A 15543-nucleotide genomic window follows, 5' to 3' on the forward strand; every position below is an offset into this window, starting at 1 on the left:
AATCAATATTTGTTTTTAATAAAACAACTAAAAACATATCTTTGACTATAAACAACGAGAAAGTAAAAATGCTATGAAAAAGACAATCTATTTACTTCTATTTTTTAATAAATTATTATTAGCTCAGGTTTTAAATGGAAATTTTGAACAAATAAATTCAAATCTTACTCTTAAAAACTGGAGTATGGATTTTGAAATTCCTTCTCAAATTGACCCTAATACAGGTGAAACAATACATGATGAGATATTATATACAAATGCATCTATTTCATCAATGGTTTATGCTACTACTGATTCTTATTCTGGAAATTATGCGATGGTAGTTTCCAATGCTTATAATGAAACACAAAATTACACTATACCAGGAAAAGCAATTATTCATTTAGAAAATACAAATAGTCACTTAGAAGACAATATCCCTGTAGCAGAAAATGACAATATTTCTATGTTAGGTTTTTTCTATAAATTTATACCCATAGGTAATGATAAGGCAGAAGCAAAAATAAAAGTCTTTGATTCAGACAATAATACAATTGGAGAAGCAGCAATGACAATCGAAAATACAAATAACTTTTATAATTACATTTACACACCCATAAATTATTCTTCTAATGCAGTTGCTTCATCTATAAGCATTACATTTCGTATGGATAAAAACAGTTCAAGTATAAATTGGGGAAGTATTTTAATTGTGGATAATGTAGTTACAAATTTTTCAGCCTTAAATATTGAACAATTTAATGTGCTTGAAAAATGGAAAGTATATCCTACAATAACTTCAGATTACATTACAATTGAAAGTTTACTATTAGAAGATAAAAAAGTGAATTTATCACTCTATAATTCTTTTGGTCAAGAAGTAGAAGTAAAAAAAGAAATAATCGAAATGTTGTCTAAACAAAATATTATAATGAGTCATTTACCAAAAGGAATCTATTTTCTCACACTCGAACGAAACAATTCATCTATTACAAAAAAAATTATAAAAAATTAAATTACTGATTACTACAATTATTACAAAAACAGGAGGAATTATTTCTTTCCTGTTTTTGTTTTTAAGAAATAGTTATAATTAATTAAAAAAATTAAATTGTTAACAAAATAGATTTTCAAAACCCATAAATAATTGTATTTTTACGACTCAAAAATTTTTAGAAATCACAATGGGTAAAATCATAGCAATTGCCAATCAAAAAGGTGGTGTAGGTAAAACTACTACCTCTATTAATCTTGCTGCAGCACTAGGTGTTTTAGAAAAGAAAGTACTTTTAATTGATGCTGATCCGCAAGCTAATGCTAGCTCAGGATTAGGTATAGATGTAGAAAGTGTAGAGATAGGTAGCTATCAAGTTCTAGAACATAGTAATACTCCAGACGAAGCTACTATGGCTACTAATGCTCCGAATGTTTCGGTTATACCTGCACATATAGACTTAGTAGCTATTGAAATTGAGCTAGTAGATAAAGAAAATCGTGAGTACATGTTGAAAAAAGCACTTGAAAGTGTGAAAGACAAATACGATTACATTCTTATCGACTGTGCTCCTTCATTAGGATTACTAACTTTAAATGCGTTAACAGTTGCTGATAGTGTTATTATTCCTATTCAATGTGAGTATTTTGCTCTAGAAGGTTTAGGAAAATTATTGAATACCATTAAGAGTGTTCAAAAAATACACAACCCAGAATTAGATATTGAAGGCTTATTATTAACCATGTATGATTCTCGTTTGCGTTTATCAAACCAAGTAGTTGAAGAAGTACAGAAACACTTCAACGATATGGTTTTTGAAACTGTAATTCAAAGAAATATCAAACTAAGTGAGGCACCTAGTTTTGGTGAGAGCATTATTAATTATGATGCAACAAGTAAAGGAGCTACCAATTATATTAATTTAGCGGAAGAAATTATCAAGAAAAATAAGTAAATAGTAAGATGGCGAAAGCAGAGAAAAAACAAGCACTAGGAAGAGGATTATCAGCTTTATTAAAAGATCCTGCAAATGATATTAAATCAGTTGAAGACAAAGGAGCAGATAAAGTGGTAGGTAACATAATTGAGCTTGAATTAGATGCAATTGAGATAAATCCGTTTCAACCGAGGAGTAATTTTAATGAAGAAACCTTAAAAGAATTAGCTATTTCCATTAAGGAATTAGGTGTTATTCAACCCATTACTGTTCGTAAATTAGACTTTAATAAATTCCAGTTAATTTCTGGAGAAAGAAGATTACGTGCTTCTAAACTAGCTGGTTTAGAAACGATTCCAGCATACATTCGTTTAGCGAATGACAATGAATCATTAGTAATGGCTTTGGTGGAAAACATTCAACGTCATGACTTAGATCCTATTGAAGTTGCTTTATCCTATCAAAGATTAATAGATGAAATTAATTTAACGCAAGAAGAATTGAGTGATCGTGTGGGTAAAAAACGCTCTACAATTACTAATTATCTTCGTTTATTAAAATTAGACCCAATTATTCAAACAGGCATGCGAGATGGATTTATTTCTATGGGGCATGGAAGAGCTTTGATTTCTATTGAAGATGATGAGGTTCAATCAGAAATTTATCATAAAGTAGTAAGTCAAAACCTTTCTGTTAGAGAGACAGAAGCTTTAGTAAAAAAATACCAAGACAGCTTAAAACCACAAGCTGCAAAATCAGCGTCAGATAGAAGTTTTGAAGTAGCAGATACCGATCAAAAAGCTTTTACAGGTTTTTTTGGTACAAAAGTAGATGTAAAAGTGGCTTCAAATGGAAAAGGAAAAATTACTATTCCATTTCATTCTGAGGAAGATTTTAATCGTATTTTGAAATTGATAAATAATTAGTGAAAAAGTTATTTCTCATATCTTTTTTTGGTTTACTTTTTAGTAATACGAGTATAGCTCAGGAAGAGATTTCTGTAGTGGTTAAAGACTCTGTTATTTCTAAACCAACCCAAATTAATCCTTTGTCTCCTGCTAAAGCTGCTTTTTATTCAGCAGTCTTACCTGGATTAGGACAAGCTTACAACAAAAAGTATTGGAAAATTCCTTTAGTTTATGGAGGTTTAGCTTCTAGTTTATATTTTTATGGATGGAACAATAAAAAATACCATGAATTTAGAGATGAATACAAAGCTCGTTTAGACGGAACTTCTAAACAAGGTGACCACCCTATATATGGTTCACTTTCAAATGATGGATTACTAAGAGGACAAAAATACCATCAAAGAAATAGAGATTTGTCTGCTTTAATTACTGCAGGTATTTACATCCTAAATATTATTGATGCCAATGTAGATGCTCATTTGCTTCAATTCAATGTAAATGACAATTTATCTATAAAACCAGAACTATATCAAAACGAAATAGATTATCAATATAAAACGGGTATCAAACTCACTTACAATTTTTAACTTTTTATTAGCTAACATAATATAAAAAAAACGTCTTATACTTCATGAAAATTGCACTTTTAGGATATGGAAAAATGGGTAAGGTTATTGAAAAAATAGCTTTAGAAAGAGGTCATGAAATTGTTTTAAAAAAAGGAAGAGATGATGATTATGTAGACTTAGAGCAAGCAGATGTAGCTATTGATTTTAGTATTCCAAGCAGTGCCGTTGCTAATATTTCAACATGCTTTGAAAAAAATATTCCTGTTATTTCTGGAACTACTGGTTGGTTAGAAGAATATGATCATATAGCTGCCTTGTGTAAAGAAAAAAATGGAAGCTTTATATATGGTTCTAATTTTAGTTTAGGGGTTAATATCTTTTTTGAATTAAATGATTATTTGGCAAAAATGATGGCTAAATTAAATCAGTATCAAGTGTCGATGGAAGAAATTCATCACACTCAAAAGCTAGATGCGCCAAGCGGAACAGCTATTTCATTAGCCAATGGAATTATAAGAAATACGAATTACACTAATTGGACCTTAGAAGAAGCTACAGCAAAGGAAATACATATCGAAGCCAAAAGAATTGAAGATATACCAGGTACACATAGTATTTTTTACGATAGCAATGTGGATCAAATCGAAATAAAACACACCGCACACACTAGAGAAGGTTTTGCTTTAGGTTCAGTTGTAGCTGCAGAGTGGCTTATAGGTAAAAAAGGCATCTTTACGATGAAAGATGTTTTAGGATTAAATTAGAAAAGTAAAAACATAATAATTGCATTGAAGTTTAAATACTTAAACTTTAAAACAATTTAAACAATTAAATAAAATAAAAATGTCAGTACAAGGTTGGTTATTATTTATTTTAATAGTACAAGTCATACATGGTTTAGGCACTTGGAAGTTATATATAAAAGCAGGTAGAAAAGCATGGGAAGCTTTCGTACCTATCTATAATGCTATTGTATTAATGAAAATAATCAACAGGCCTACTTGGTGGACATTGTTGCTCTTTATTCCTATTATTAATTTGTTTATGTTTCCAATTATTTGGATAGAAACCTTACGAACATTTGGTAAAAAAACCACTCTAGATATGCTTTTAGGCGTAGCTACATTAGGATTGTATATTCTCTATGTAAATTATACTCAAGAACTTACTTATCATAGTGATCGTGATTTAAAAGCACCTACAAAAGCTATGGATACTTTAGGTTCATTAGCATTTGCTATTATTGTCGCTACTTTTGTTCACACTTATTTTATTCAACCTTACGTAATTCCTACTTCTTCATTAGAAAAATCATTATTAATTGGGGACTTTCTTTTTGTAAGTAAGTTTAATTATGGAGCAAGAACCCCTATGACACCCATTGCAGCTCCAATGGTTCATGATTCCATTCCTTTGGTAGGAACATTATCTTATTCTAAAAAACCACAGTTACCCTATTTTAGATTTCCAAAACTAGAGAAAATTAAAAATAATGATATCGTTGTTTTTAACTGGCCAAGAGACACCTTAGACAACATGTATCATCCTTCTAATAGAAGAATCGACAAACCTATTGATAAAAAAACGAATTATGTTAAAAGGTGTGTGGGAATAGCAGGCGACTCTTTAGAAATTAAAGATGGATTTGTTTATATAAATGGAAAACAACTCATTTTACCAGAAAGAGCAAAACCTCAATATTCATACAATGTTGCAGTAGATAGAAGCAAATTAAATATTGAATATATCATATCAGAATTAAATATTACTGATGGTATAGGCTTAATCACGGAAGATACTTTATATTTTAGTGCCTTAACTTTTGAATCTGCTGAAAGATTGAAAAATTTCCCAGGTATTTTAAACATCAAAAGAAATATAAAAAAAGATGCTGAAGACGGTACTTTCCCAGATTTTAAAGACGGTACACCTTCACCTAACAGAAATTGGAACGGAGACAATTTTGGCCCTATCTATATTCCAGAAGCTGGAAAAACAGTAGCATTAACCAAAGAAACACTTCCACTATATAAAATCATCATTACAGAATATGAAGGAAATACACTAGAAGTTAATGGTGATCAAATTAAAATTAACGGACAAGTAACAAACCAATATACTTTCAAACAAGATTATTATTGGATGATGGGAGATAACCGTCACAATTCGTTAGACGCGCGTTATTTTGGTTACACTCCTGAAGACCATATTGTAGGAAAACCAGTATTCATCTGGATGAGTTGGAATTCCAACGGTAAAGGACTGAACAAAATTCGTTGGGAAAGATTATTCACAACTGTATCTGGTGATGGTCAGCCTAAATCGTATTTTAAATACTTTTTAGTTTTACTTGCTCTATATTTTGTAGGTGAGTATTTTTGGAAGAAAAAGAAAAAAGAGAAAGAACTTAATAAATAAATTGCTGAAGCTGTCTAAAAAGTCTTGATTTGTCATTCCAAATTTATTTAACTTCGTTGAATCTTTGATTTCGGAATCTAATAATAGTTGAAAATCAAATAATTTACAGAAACTGAAACAAATTCAGCTTGACAAGATTATACTTTTTGGACAGCCTTCTTTTTATAAAATAAACAGCAACAAAAGCTAAGCTAAATCCGAATTGATAAAAGTTTAATTTAATGAATATCCTTTTACATCCCACTTATTTTCCTTCTATAAGTCATTATGTGGCTATGCTTCAAGCAAAAACTATTACGTTTGAAATGGAAGATAATTTTCAAAAGCAAACGAATAGAAATAGAATGTATATTTATAGTCCGAATGGTATTCAAATGTTAAATATACCGATTAAACATTCTAAAGAAATACATCAAAAATATAAAGATGTCAAAATTGAAAATGCATTTGGTTGGCAAAAAAATCATTTCAAATCCTTAGAAGCTGCATATAGAACTTCCCCTTTTTTTGAATATTTTGAAGACGAATTACATCTCATATTTCAAAAAGAGCATACTTTTATGATGGATTTAAATTTTCAAATATTTGAGATTATCAATTCTTGCCTAGGTATTCATTTACCATATCAAATTACAGATGAATTTTTTCATGAAGTAGAAAATGGCACCGATTTTCGATATCTAGCAAATGGTAAAAAAGATTCTTTTGTAAACGAACCTTACACTCAAGTATTTAATGAGAAGAAAGGTTTTATCCCAAACTTGAGTATTTTGGACCTTCTATTTAATGAAGGAAGACATGCAAAAGACTATTTATTAGCTCAACAATTAATATAATTAATTTTCTTTTTGTTTTTCATCCATTTTCTTTAAACGCGTAATTATAGGAAAATGGTCGCTTAGTTTTACTTTATTGTCTGTAGTAAATTCTTTTACAACAAATGAATCTTCAACAAAAACATAATCAATTCGCGCAGGATAATATTTAAAATTATAAGAGGTACCAAAACCAGTACCTGCTTCTTCAAAAGCATCCTTCATTTCGCCTTTAATATTTCTATATACATAAGAAAAAGCACTATTATTCATGTCTCCACAAATAATTTTAGGATAATTACAACCAGCATAGTGATTCTTAATCAATTCCGATTGTAATTGTTGTTGCTTAAAAGCTTCACTTATTCTTTTAAAAATAAATTTAGATTTATTTTCATCTAATTTTTCATGTATATCCGTACTTATTTTTACAGATTGCAAATGCATACTATATACTCGAATGGTATCGTTCATTTTTACTATATCGGCAAAAATGACATTATTTGTAGAATTTGGAAAAACAATATTTCCAGTATTGATAATTTCATACCTAGAAAAGATAGCTTGACCATATTTATTCTTATCTCCTTTTAAATATATTTTATTGTAAGGAAAATTTCTTAGTCTTACATCATCATTAGGGGTAAATTCTTGAAGGCATAAAATATCAGGATTGTAGTTTTGAACAACATCAGAAATATCGCTTGCTACCTTTTTATTTGGCAACCATTCATATTTATTAAATAATCTCACGTTATAACTCATAACTACAAAATCATCTGGTTCTGGTTCTAACTTTACAGCATCATAACGATATAGTTTTCCCAAAAAGGTAATTCCTATTAAAAGTACTATTCCCGACAAGAACATCTTTCTTTTTAATTGCAAAACCCATATAATAAAAAAGGCAACATTTAAAACCAAAAACAAAGGCAATAAAAGTGTTAATACGCTTAAAAATGGAAACAAATTAGGTGCAAGAAAGGGTAATAAATAGGCAAGAAATGTTAGTAAAGCTAAAACTTTATTACAAAAAAAGGCAACTCTACTTATTAATGATTCTCTTTTCAACTATTTCCTGCTTTAAATAAAAACTCTTTTTCTTCTTTACTTAAACTATCATATCCTGATTTACTTATTTTGTCTAAAATATCATCTATTTTTTTTTGATTGATATCGTTTTCTTTAGAAACATTTGAAGAAACAGGTCTTTGATAATTGTTTTTATGCACCTTTTTAAAAGGAGTCTTCTTTTTAGGAGTAACACTGCTTTTAAAAATATCTTGCAATTTAGATATTCCTTTAGACAAATCGGTTCCATTTTGAAGTAATTTAACATATATAAAACCAAAAAATGCTCCTCCAAAATGTGCTAAATGTCCTCCGAAATTCCCAAAAGGCATTTGAATAAAATCCAAGAATAGAATAAAAAAACTAATATGCCAAAGCTTAACAAAGCTAAGTGAAAAGAAACCTACTTGTGTATAAGGCGCATATATTGTAACGGCAAATAAAACGGCTAAAATAGCACCACTAGCTCCAATTAATTGAGATTGCACACCTATAAACTGGAAGTAAGTTAAGAATACAATACCTGCAAAAATACCTCCAATAAAATAAACCGTAGTAAATTGTTTTAGTGTAAAATAATATAAAAAGTAACGAGAACTGAACCAAAGCACCAATACATTAAACAAAAGATGAAAAAAATCAAGATGAAAAAACATGTAAGTAAATATAGTCCAAAATCGAGTAATGTATTTACTAAACAGGGAAGGTAAAGCTACATATTCATAATAGTTAAAGTGAACATTAGTAACTTTTAAAATCATACTTAGCAAAGAAAAAACTACAAAAATTCCTATATTCCAAAATATAATTTTTTGTACTAAACCTCCTAATCTATATTCATTTTTAAAATCTTGAAAAATATTCATAAATGTCAAATATTATCTATCCCAGCGGTTTTTATTAAATTGATTTTTTTTCCAGTACCACATCATTACAAGACCAGTTATAGCTCCTCCAAGATGAGCAAAATGTCCAATTAAAGTAACTTTTCCACTTCCGAACAAAGAACTTCCTTGTAATCCCAAGAATAAATCTATTAAGAAGTAACTTCCAATTAAGTATTTTGCTTTTATTGGAATTGGGAATGGAAACAATATCATTTCTCTATTAGGATTCAAAACAACAAAAGCTACCATTAACCCAGATATAGCACCTGATGCTCCCACTGAACTTCTTAAAAAAGTTGAAACCAAACCATTAAAATTACTTTGAGACAAATATTCGTTCCATATAGTATTATATTTCATTTCATTTAAAGTTTGGTAAATTTCTTTTTTATCAAATCCATTATCAATTAAAATATTCAAACTATGATGAAATTCAAAATAGTTGATAAGCATTTGGAGTACATATGCTCCTAATCCACATAAGAAGTAAAAAAGCACGAATTTTTTATCACCTAAAAAATATTCAATTACTGAACCAAAGAGCACGAGAACAATCATATTAAAAAAGATATGTCCTATATCAGCGTGTACAAATATATGAGTTATAGGTTGCCAAAAACGAAACTTATCACTTTCAAAGTAATGCAAAGCTAATACATCGAAAGCTGTTGGAACTAAATAACATCCTAAAAAGAATATAATATTAATGATTAGCAAATGCTTAACCATATCGGTCATTTTCATCATAATGCAAATTTTTTATCTAAGTCTTCAACACTTATTGTAATAAAAGTAGGTTTATTGAATGGAGATACATTTGGATCTTTACAAGCAAATAATCCATTAACTAAATTTTCTTGCTCCATTTCTGTCAAATAGGTTCCTGTTTTAACAGCAACACTTTTAGCCATCGTTTTTGCAATACCATCATTTAATGAAAAAGTACTCTCAGGTATATTACTTTGTAAGCCATTTAATAATTCTTCTAACAAAATACTTACTTCACTTTCTTGAATACAGGCAGGAATTCCTGCAATTTGAATACTGTCTTTAGTAATACTATCAAATATAAAACCTGTATTTTCTAATGAAGGTACTAATTCTTTTATAAAAATCAGCTCTTCATTATTGAAATATAATTCTAAAGGAAATAACAATTGCTGGCTGGATGCTTTTTTAACCGTTATATTGGTAAGAAACTGTTCATATAAAATGCGTTGATGCGCTTTATTTTGGTCAATTACGAGCATTCCCGACTTAATCGAACTCACAATATATTTTTTATGAATTTGATAGGTTCTAGAAGGAGTTACCTCAACATCTTTATTTTCAAAAAATGAACCTGTCACTTCCTCACTTTCTATAGCAATACTTTCAATTTCTTTAGTATCATTTCTTAAATCTACATATAAACTTTCCCAAGAATTGACTGTTTCTTTTTTAAAATAATTCCCTTTAGAATTATAAGAACCCGTGTAGCTCAAACTTGAAGCATTTTTAGCTGGACTTTCATCCGCAAATGGATTAAAGTTAGCATCAACTTGAATCAATGGCAAATGAGAGCTTTTGTCTTTATAATCATAAGGAGTATCTAAATTAGGATCTCTTTCAAAATCTAAAACAGGCGCTACATTAAATTGTCCAAGACTATGCTTTACAGAAGATCTTAAAATAGCATATAAAGCTTGTTCATCATCAAATTTTATTTCGGTTTTAGTAGGATGAATATTAATATCGATAGTGTGCGGAGGAACCTTTAAGTATAAAAAATAACTGGGTTGATTTCCTTCTTTCAAAAGCCCTTCATAAGCACTCATAATTGCGTGATGCAAATAACCACTTTTTATGAATCGATCATTAACAAAAAAAAATTGCTCACTTCTGCTCTTTTTAGCATATTCAGGTTTACCAATAAAACCACTTATGGAAACAATTTCTGTATCTTCTGAAACTGGAACTAATTTTTCATTGGTTTTCCCACCTAAGATATTCACAATACGTTGTCTGTAATTAGAATGAGGCAAATTATAATTTTCAGAGCCATTATGTATTAAAGTAAAATATATGGAAGGATGAGCTAGCGCTACTCGTTGAAATTCGTCCATAATATGTTTCATCTCAACCGTTTCAGACTTTAGAAAGTTACGTCTAGCTGGTATATTAAAAAACAAGTTCTTTACTAAAAACGAAGTACCTTTTGGTAATACCGCAACTTCTTGCGTTACAAACTTACTTCCTTCAATTACTATATGATGTCCTAATTCTTCTTGATCTTGTTTCGTTTTTAGCTCTACATGAGCAATTGCAGCTATTGAAGCTAATGCTTCTCCACGAAAACCTTTGGTATGTAAATCAAACAAATCTTCAGCATGACGGATCTTTGAAGTTGCATGACGCTCAAAACATAATCGAGCATCGGTTACACTCATTCCAATACCATTATCGATAACTTGAATTAGAGTTTTACCTGCGTCTTTAACAATAAGTTTGATATCGGTTGCTTTGGCATCAATAGCATTTTCTAACAACTCTTTTACTACTGATGCGGGTCTTTGTACCACTTCACCAGCAGCTATCTGATTGGCAACGTGATCGGGTAATAGCTGAATTATACTAGACATTTATTTTCTTTTGAAAATCGATAAATCGAAATCTATTATGAGCAAAAAAACCAGTATTAAAACACTGATTATAATTAAAATTCTTCTATTTGCTTCTCTATTTTGATTATTTTTAAAATCATTAAAAGCTCTTACAAACTTAGCTTTGATACCTCTATCAGATTGTATTGTTACTCTATAATCATCAAATTTATGCTTAAACTCAAAAGGGTTACCTTCTCCTTTATTGTCATAATATCTAGGCTGATAACTAAATTTTTTGTTCTTTTTCTTACCTAAAAGTCCCATTTTCTTATGTTTTAAATTAATTAATGTAGGAATCTAACACATATATTCCTATCAATAATAGTACCAATAAAAGCAATAAGACACTTATTGGCAATGGAGTTTTTGTTTTCCTGTTTTGACTATTTGCATTTTTCCACTGAGAAACAAAATCTTTTCCTGATGAAGTAGCATTACCTAATTGATTTTCACTTGAAAATCTAGGTTTGTAATTAAAAGTTCTTTTATTTGATTTATGAAACAAAACTGAGCAAATTTATACATCAAAAATACTTAAAAATAAATTTAATTTGAAATTCAAAATGCCAAATTTTGTTAATTATGGTTAAGATACTATACTCTTTTATTCAAGTCAACCATTTTTATAGCAGCAATAGCAGCTTCTGTACCTTTATTTCCGTGTTTCCCTCCACTTCTATCAATAGATTGCTGCATGTTGTTATCTGTTAATAAACAAAAAATGGTAGGCACATTAAATTGTACATTTAAATCTTTTATACCTTGAGTGACACCTTCACATACAAATTCAAAATGCATAGTTTCACCTTTTATTACGCAGCCAATTGCAATTACACAATCTACATCTTGAGTTTGAATCATCTTTTTTGAGCCAAAAATTAATTCAAAACTACCTGGAACATCCCAACGAATAATATTCTCTGGTAAAGCTCCACAATCTATTAATGCAGTTTTAGCTCCTTCAAAAAGCCCGTTTGTAATAGTATCATTCCATTCTGAAACAACAATCCCAAATCGAAAGTCCTTCGCATTTGGGATTGTATTTTTATCATATTGTGATAAGTTTTTATTTTCTGTAGCCATAAGCTTACTCTGTCATTGCAATTAAAGCATCAATATTAACAGCTTCTCTTGAAGTTTCATATTTTTCTTTTATAGTAGAAAATATAGCATGTGCTTCCGCTTTTTTATTATTTAAATAAGCCAATTGTCCTGCTTTCATCAAGAATTTAGGTGCTGTAAAATCATTTTCATCTACCTCAGCAGCTTTTTTATATGAATCAATTGCAGCATCAAGTTTATTCAATTCTGAATATGCATCTCCTAAAGCACCTAAAGCTAATGCTTTTGTCATTATATCTTCTGCTTTATAAGCTAAAAGATATTTCTCAGCATTTTTAAAGTCCTTTGTATGCAAATAAGCCATACCTGCATAGTAATTAGCTAAATTACCTGCTTTTGAACCAGAATATTGATCTGCTAAATTAACCAATCCTAGTTTTCCTTCTCCTCCTTTTAAAGCTAAATTAAATAAAGAATCAGGATTTTGAGTATTAGTTAAAGCCTCATTAAAATATACTTGTGCTTGATATATATCATTTAATGCTTGCTCTTGTTTTGGTTCTGATACAAATTTATTAAACAATATGTATCCAACTGCAGCTAATGCAATTACACCAACAATTCCTAAAATTATTTTTTGGTTTTTAGCCACCCACTCTTCTGTTCTAGAAGCCGTTTCATCTAAAGCATTAAATACTTCTTCTGTTGTACTTTCTTCTCCAGATTCTAAAACTTCCTCAAATTCATTTTCGTTATCTAAAACTTCTTTTGGTTTTGGTGTTTTATAACCTCTTTTGTTATATGTTGCCATTTATAATACATTTAATAGAGGTGCAAAAATATAATTTTTCTTTAAACACACACAAAAAATATTTTAAAATAATTAACAATGAGAAAATATAGTGCTATATTTTGTAAATTTTCATTTCCTATTTTGTCATTAGACCTTTTGATTTTTACTGCTTCCAATTATATAACCTTCTTTTTCTTTCATATATTTTCATAAAAAAAGATAATTATCATCAATTAACTATTATTTTTGCACCTTCTATTTTAAAGATTTCCACTTGTGTTTTTAAATCATCTTACCTTATTAAATTATAAAAATATTGCTTCAAAATCTTTCGATTTTACAAGTAAGATTAATTGCTTTGTAGGCAAAAATGGTGTAGGTAAGACTAATATTCTAGATGCAATTTACCATTTAGCTTATGGAAAGAGCTATTTTAATCCTTTGAGCACACAAAACATAAAACATGAAGAGGATTTTTTTCTATTAGATGGTGTTTTTATTAAAAATAGCAAAGAAGAAAAAATTTCATGTAGCATTAAAAGAGGTCAAAAAAAAATTATAAAAAGAAATAATAAGATTTATGAGAGACTTTCTGAGCATATTGGCTTTATTCCTTTAGTAATAATTTCTCCCTCTGATTCTGATTTAATTATAGAAGGAAGCGAAATCAGAAGAAAGTTTATTGATACCGTTATTTCAACTTTAGATCATCATTATCTAAATCAACTAATACAGTACCAAAAATTAATTACACAACGAAACGCTTTATTAAAATATTTTGCTTTAAATCAAACTTTTGACAAAGACAACCTCGCTATCTATGATGAACAATTAGCTCCTTTAGGAAAAATTATTTTTGACAAGAGACAACATTTTTTAAATGAGTTTACCCCTATTTTTCAAAAATACCATACTCATATTACCAATCAAAATGAAAAAGTACAACTCGTTTACCAAAGCCAACTAATGAATTCTTCAATGATTGAGTTGTTTCATCAAAATTTATCCAAAGATAGAGCACTTCAATATACGAGTAATGGTATTCACAAGGACGACCTCTCTTTTGAAATCGAAGGTTATCCTATAAAAAAATTTGGATCCCAAGGGCAACAAAAATCATTTTTAATTGCCTTAAAATTGGCTCAATTCGAATTTATTAAAAAAGAAAGTGGTGAATTACCCATACTTTTATTTGATGATATTTTTGACAAATTAGACGAAACCAGAGTAGAAAAAATCATATCAATGGTTAATGACGCTGTTTTTGGTCAAATTTTTATCTCAGATACTCATACAGAAAGAACAGAAAGTATTATAAAAAGTACACATCAATCCTATACTTTATTCAATTTATAAATTGTACCAATTAATTGCTATTTTTACGTATTCAAACCTTACATATATTATGAATTTTGAAACCAATTTTTCTCTGAAATCTTATAATACTTTTGGAATCGATGCTAAAGCAAAACAATTTATAGCCATACATTCTAAAGAAGAACTTGCAGCAATTTTACAAAATCATCAAGATATTTTTATATTAGGTGGAGGTAGCAATATGCTTCTTACACAAAATGTTGACAAACTTGTTATTCATATAGATTTAAAAGGTATAGAAATTATCGACACCAATGAAGATTATGTTTGGGTAAAGGCTCATGCAGGAGAAAATTGGCACAATTTTGTATTATATTGTATTGAAAAAAACTACGGTGGAATAGAAAATCTTTCATTAATACCTGGAAACGTTGGCACTACACCCATACAAAATATTGGTGCTTATGGTGTAGAAATTAAAGACACCTTTTTTTGTTGCGAAGCCATGGAAATCGCTTCACAAAAGTTAGTCACATTTGATAAAGAAAGTTGCGCATTTGGTTACAGGGAAAGTGTTTTTAAAAATGAATTGAAAAACCAATTTATTATTACATCTGTTACTTTTAAATTAACTAAAAAAAATCACCGTTTAAATACCTCTTATGGTGCAATTGAAACAGAATTAACAAATAAAAAAATCACTTCACCAACATTAAAAGACATTAGTAATGCTGTAATAACAATTCGAAAAAGCAAGCTCCCCGATCCAAAAGAACTAGGTAATAGTGGTAGTTTTTTCAAAAACCCAATAGTTTCTAAAACTATATACGAAAAAGCAAAAACAAATTATCCAGAAATCCCGCATTATCCCGTTTCAGAAAATGAAGTCAAAGTTCCTGCAGGTTGGTTAATTGAGCAAGCTGGTTTTAAAGGAAAACGTTTTGGGGATGCTGGAATACACAAAAATCAAGCTCTTGTTTTAGTAAATTATGGTCATGCTACAGGTGCAGAAATTTTAGCTGTTGCAAAAATGATTCAAGAAACCGTTTTGGAAAAGTTTGGCATTCCCATTGAAGCTGAAGTAAATATTATATAACCCATCTTTGTATAAATTCTAAAGATGAAATTCTATTTTGAAAATTGTTTTT

The 15543-nt window shown here is 29.2% G+C and carries 17 protein-coding genes; 9 read left to right on the forward strand and 8 right to left on the reverse strand.

Annotated elements, in window-relative coordinates:
- Positions 1 to 73 precede the first annotated feature (73 nt).
- From HALO113_RS04580 to HALO113_RS04610, 7 genes are all read left to right on the forward strand, one after another.
- Positions 74 to 994: a T9SS type A sorting domain-containing protein gene (locus HALO113_RS04580; protein ID WP_159777902.1), complete on the forward strand. Its 921-nt coding sequence runs from the start codon at positions 74 to 76 to the stop codon at positions 992 to 994.
- 169 nt (positions 995 to 1163) lie between these two features.
- On the forward strand, positions 1164 to 1928 hold the full coding sequence (locus tag HALO113_RS04585) for a ParA family protein (RefSeq protein ID WP_159777903.1): 765 nt from the start codon (positions 1164 to 1166) through the stop codon (positions 1926 to 1928).
- 8 nt (positions 1929 to 1936) lie between these two features.
- A complete protein-coding gene (locus tag HALO113_RS04590; protein ID WP_159777904.1) occupies positions 1937 to 2836 on the forward strand; it encodes a ParB/RepB/Spo0J family partition protein in 900 nt (299 codons plus the stop codon).
- On the forward strand, positions 2836 to 3405 hold the full coding sequence (locus HALO113_RS04595; RefSeq protein ID WP_236554593.1) for a DUF5683 domain-containing protein: 570 nt from the start codon (positions 2836 to 2838) through the stop codon (positions 3403 to 3405). Before HALO113_RS04590 ends, HALO113_RS04595 begins: the two co-directional genes overlap by 1 nt.
- A gap of 44 nt (positions 3406 to 3449) precedes the next feature.
- Positions 3450 to 4151, forward strand: a complete 702-nt coding sequence (dapB, locus tag HALO113_RS04600) for a 4-hydroxy-tetrahydrodipicolinate reductase (protein ID WP_159777905.1) — start codon at positions 3450 to 3452, stop codon at positions 4149 to 4151.
- A 79-nt stretch (positions 4152 to 4230) separates the two neighbouring features.
- The gene (gene lepB, locus HALO113_RS04605) at positions 4231 to 5805 is read left to right on the forward strand and encodes a signal peptidase I (RefSeq protein WP_159777906.1); all 1575 of its coding nucleotides are present in this window, start codon (positions 4231 to 4233) and stop codon (positions 5803 to 5805) included.
- A 221-nt stretch (positions 5806 to 6026) separates the two neighbouring features.
- Positions 6027 to 6641 (forward strand): WbqC family protein, encoded by a 615-nt coding sequence (locus HALO113_RS04610; protein ID WP_159777907.1) that lies wholly within the window; start codon positions 6027 to 6029, stop codon positions 6639 to 6641.
- On the opposite strand, the gene HALO113_RS04615 is transcribed toward HALO113_RS04610, so the two are convergent.
- The 8 genes from HALO113_RS04615 to HALO113_RS04650 all read right to left on the reverse strand — a co-directional run bounded on the left by HALO113_RS04615 (position 6642) and on the right by HALO113_RS04650 (position 13096).
- Complete coding sequence (locus tag HALO113_RS04615; RefSeq protein WP_159777908.1) at positions 6642 to 7691, reverse strand: endonuclease/exonuclease/phosphatase family protein; 1050 nt, start codon at positions 7689 to 7691, stop codon at positions 6642 to 6644. It abuts the gene before it with no gap.
- The gene (locus HALO113_RS04620) at positions 7688 to 8557 is read right to left on the reverse strand and encodes a rhomboid family intramembrane serine protease (protein ID WP_159777909.1); all 870 of its coding nucleotides are present in this window, start codon (positions 8555 to 8557) and stop codon (positions 7688 to 7690) included. The genes HALO113_RS04615 and HALO113_RS04620 overlap by 4 nt, the downstream gene beginning before the upstream one ends.
- A gap of 12 nt (positions 8558 to 8569) precedes the next feature.
- Positions 8570 to 9325 (reverse strand): rhomboid family intramembrane serine protease, encoded by a 756-nt coding sequence (locus tag HALO113_RS04625; protein ID WP_159777910.1) that lies wholly within the window; start codon positions 9323 to 9325, stop codon positions 8570 to 8572.
- On the reverse strand, positions 9322 to 11199 hold the full coding sequence (gene mutL, locus HALO113_RS04630) for a DNA mismatch repair endonuclease MutL (RefSeq protein WP_159777911.1): 1878 nt from the start codon (positions 11197 to 11199) through the stop codon (positions 9322 to 9324). The genes HALO113_RS04625 and mutL overlap by 4 nt, the downstream gene beginning before the upstream one ends.
- The gene (locus HALO113_RS04635) at positions 11200 to 11487 is read right to left on the reverse strand and encodes a riboflavin synthase subunit beta (RefSeq protein WP_159777912.1); all 288 of its coding nucleotides are present in this window, start codon (positions 11485 to 11487) and stop codon (positions 11200 to 11202) included.
- A 16-nt stretch (positions 11488 to 11503) separates the two neighbouring features.
- A complete protein-coding gene (locus HALO113_RS04640) occupies positions 11504 to 11728 on the reverse strand; it encodes a hypothetical protein (RefSeq protein ID WP_159777913.1) in 225 nt (74 codons plus the stop codon).
- 89 nt (positions 11729 to 11817) lie between these two features.
- Complete coding sequence (ribH, locus tag HALO113_RS04645; RefSeq protein WP_159777914.1) at positions 11818 to 12306, reverse strand: 6,7-dimethyl-8-ribityllumazine synthase; 489 nt, start codon at positions 12304 to 12306, stop codon at positions 11818 to 11820.
- Positions 12307 to 12310: 4 nt separating this feature from the next.
- Complete coding sequence (locus tag HALO113_RS04650) at positions 12311 to 13096, reverse strand: hypothetical protein (RefSeq protein ID WP_159777915.1); 786 nt, start codon at positions 13094 to 13096, stop codon at positions 12311 to 12313.
- A gap of 258 nt (positions 13097 to 13354) precedes the next feature.
- On the opposite strand from HALO113_RS04650, the gene HALO113_RS04655 reads away from it, so the two are divergent.
- Together HALO113_RS04655 and murB are read left to right on the forward strand one after the other, a co-directional pair.
- Positions 13355 to 14434, forward strand: a complete 1080-nt coding sequence (locus HALO113_RS04655; RefSeq protein WP_159777916.1) for a DNA replication/repair protein RecF — start codon at positions 13355 to 13357, stop codon at positions 14432 to 14434.
- A gap of 49 nt (positions 14435 to 14483) precedes the next feature.
- Positions 14484 to 15491, forward strand: a complete 1008-nt coding sequence (gene murB / locus HALO113_RS04660; protein WP_159777917.1) for a UDP-N-acetylmuramate dehydrogenase — start codon at positions 14484 to 14486, stop codon at positions 15489 to 15491.
- The last annotated feature ends 52 nt before the right edge of the window (positions 15492 to 15543 follow it).

The sequence above is a fragment of the Flavobacterium sp. 9AF genome (assembly GCF_902506265.1).
In the GTDB taxonomy this organism is placed as follows: Bacteria; Bacteroidota; Bacteroidia; order Flavobacteriales; family Flavobacteriaceae; genus Flavobacterium.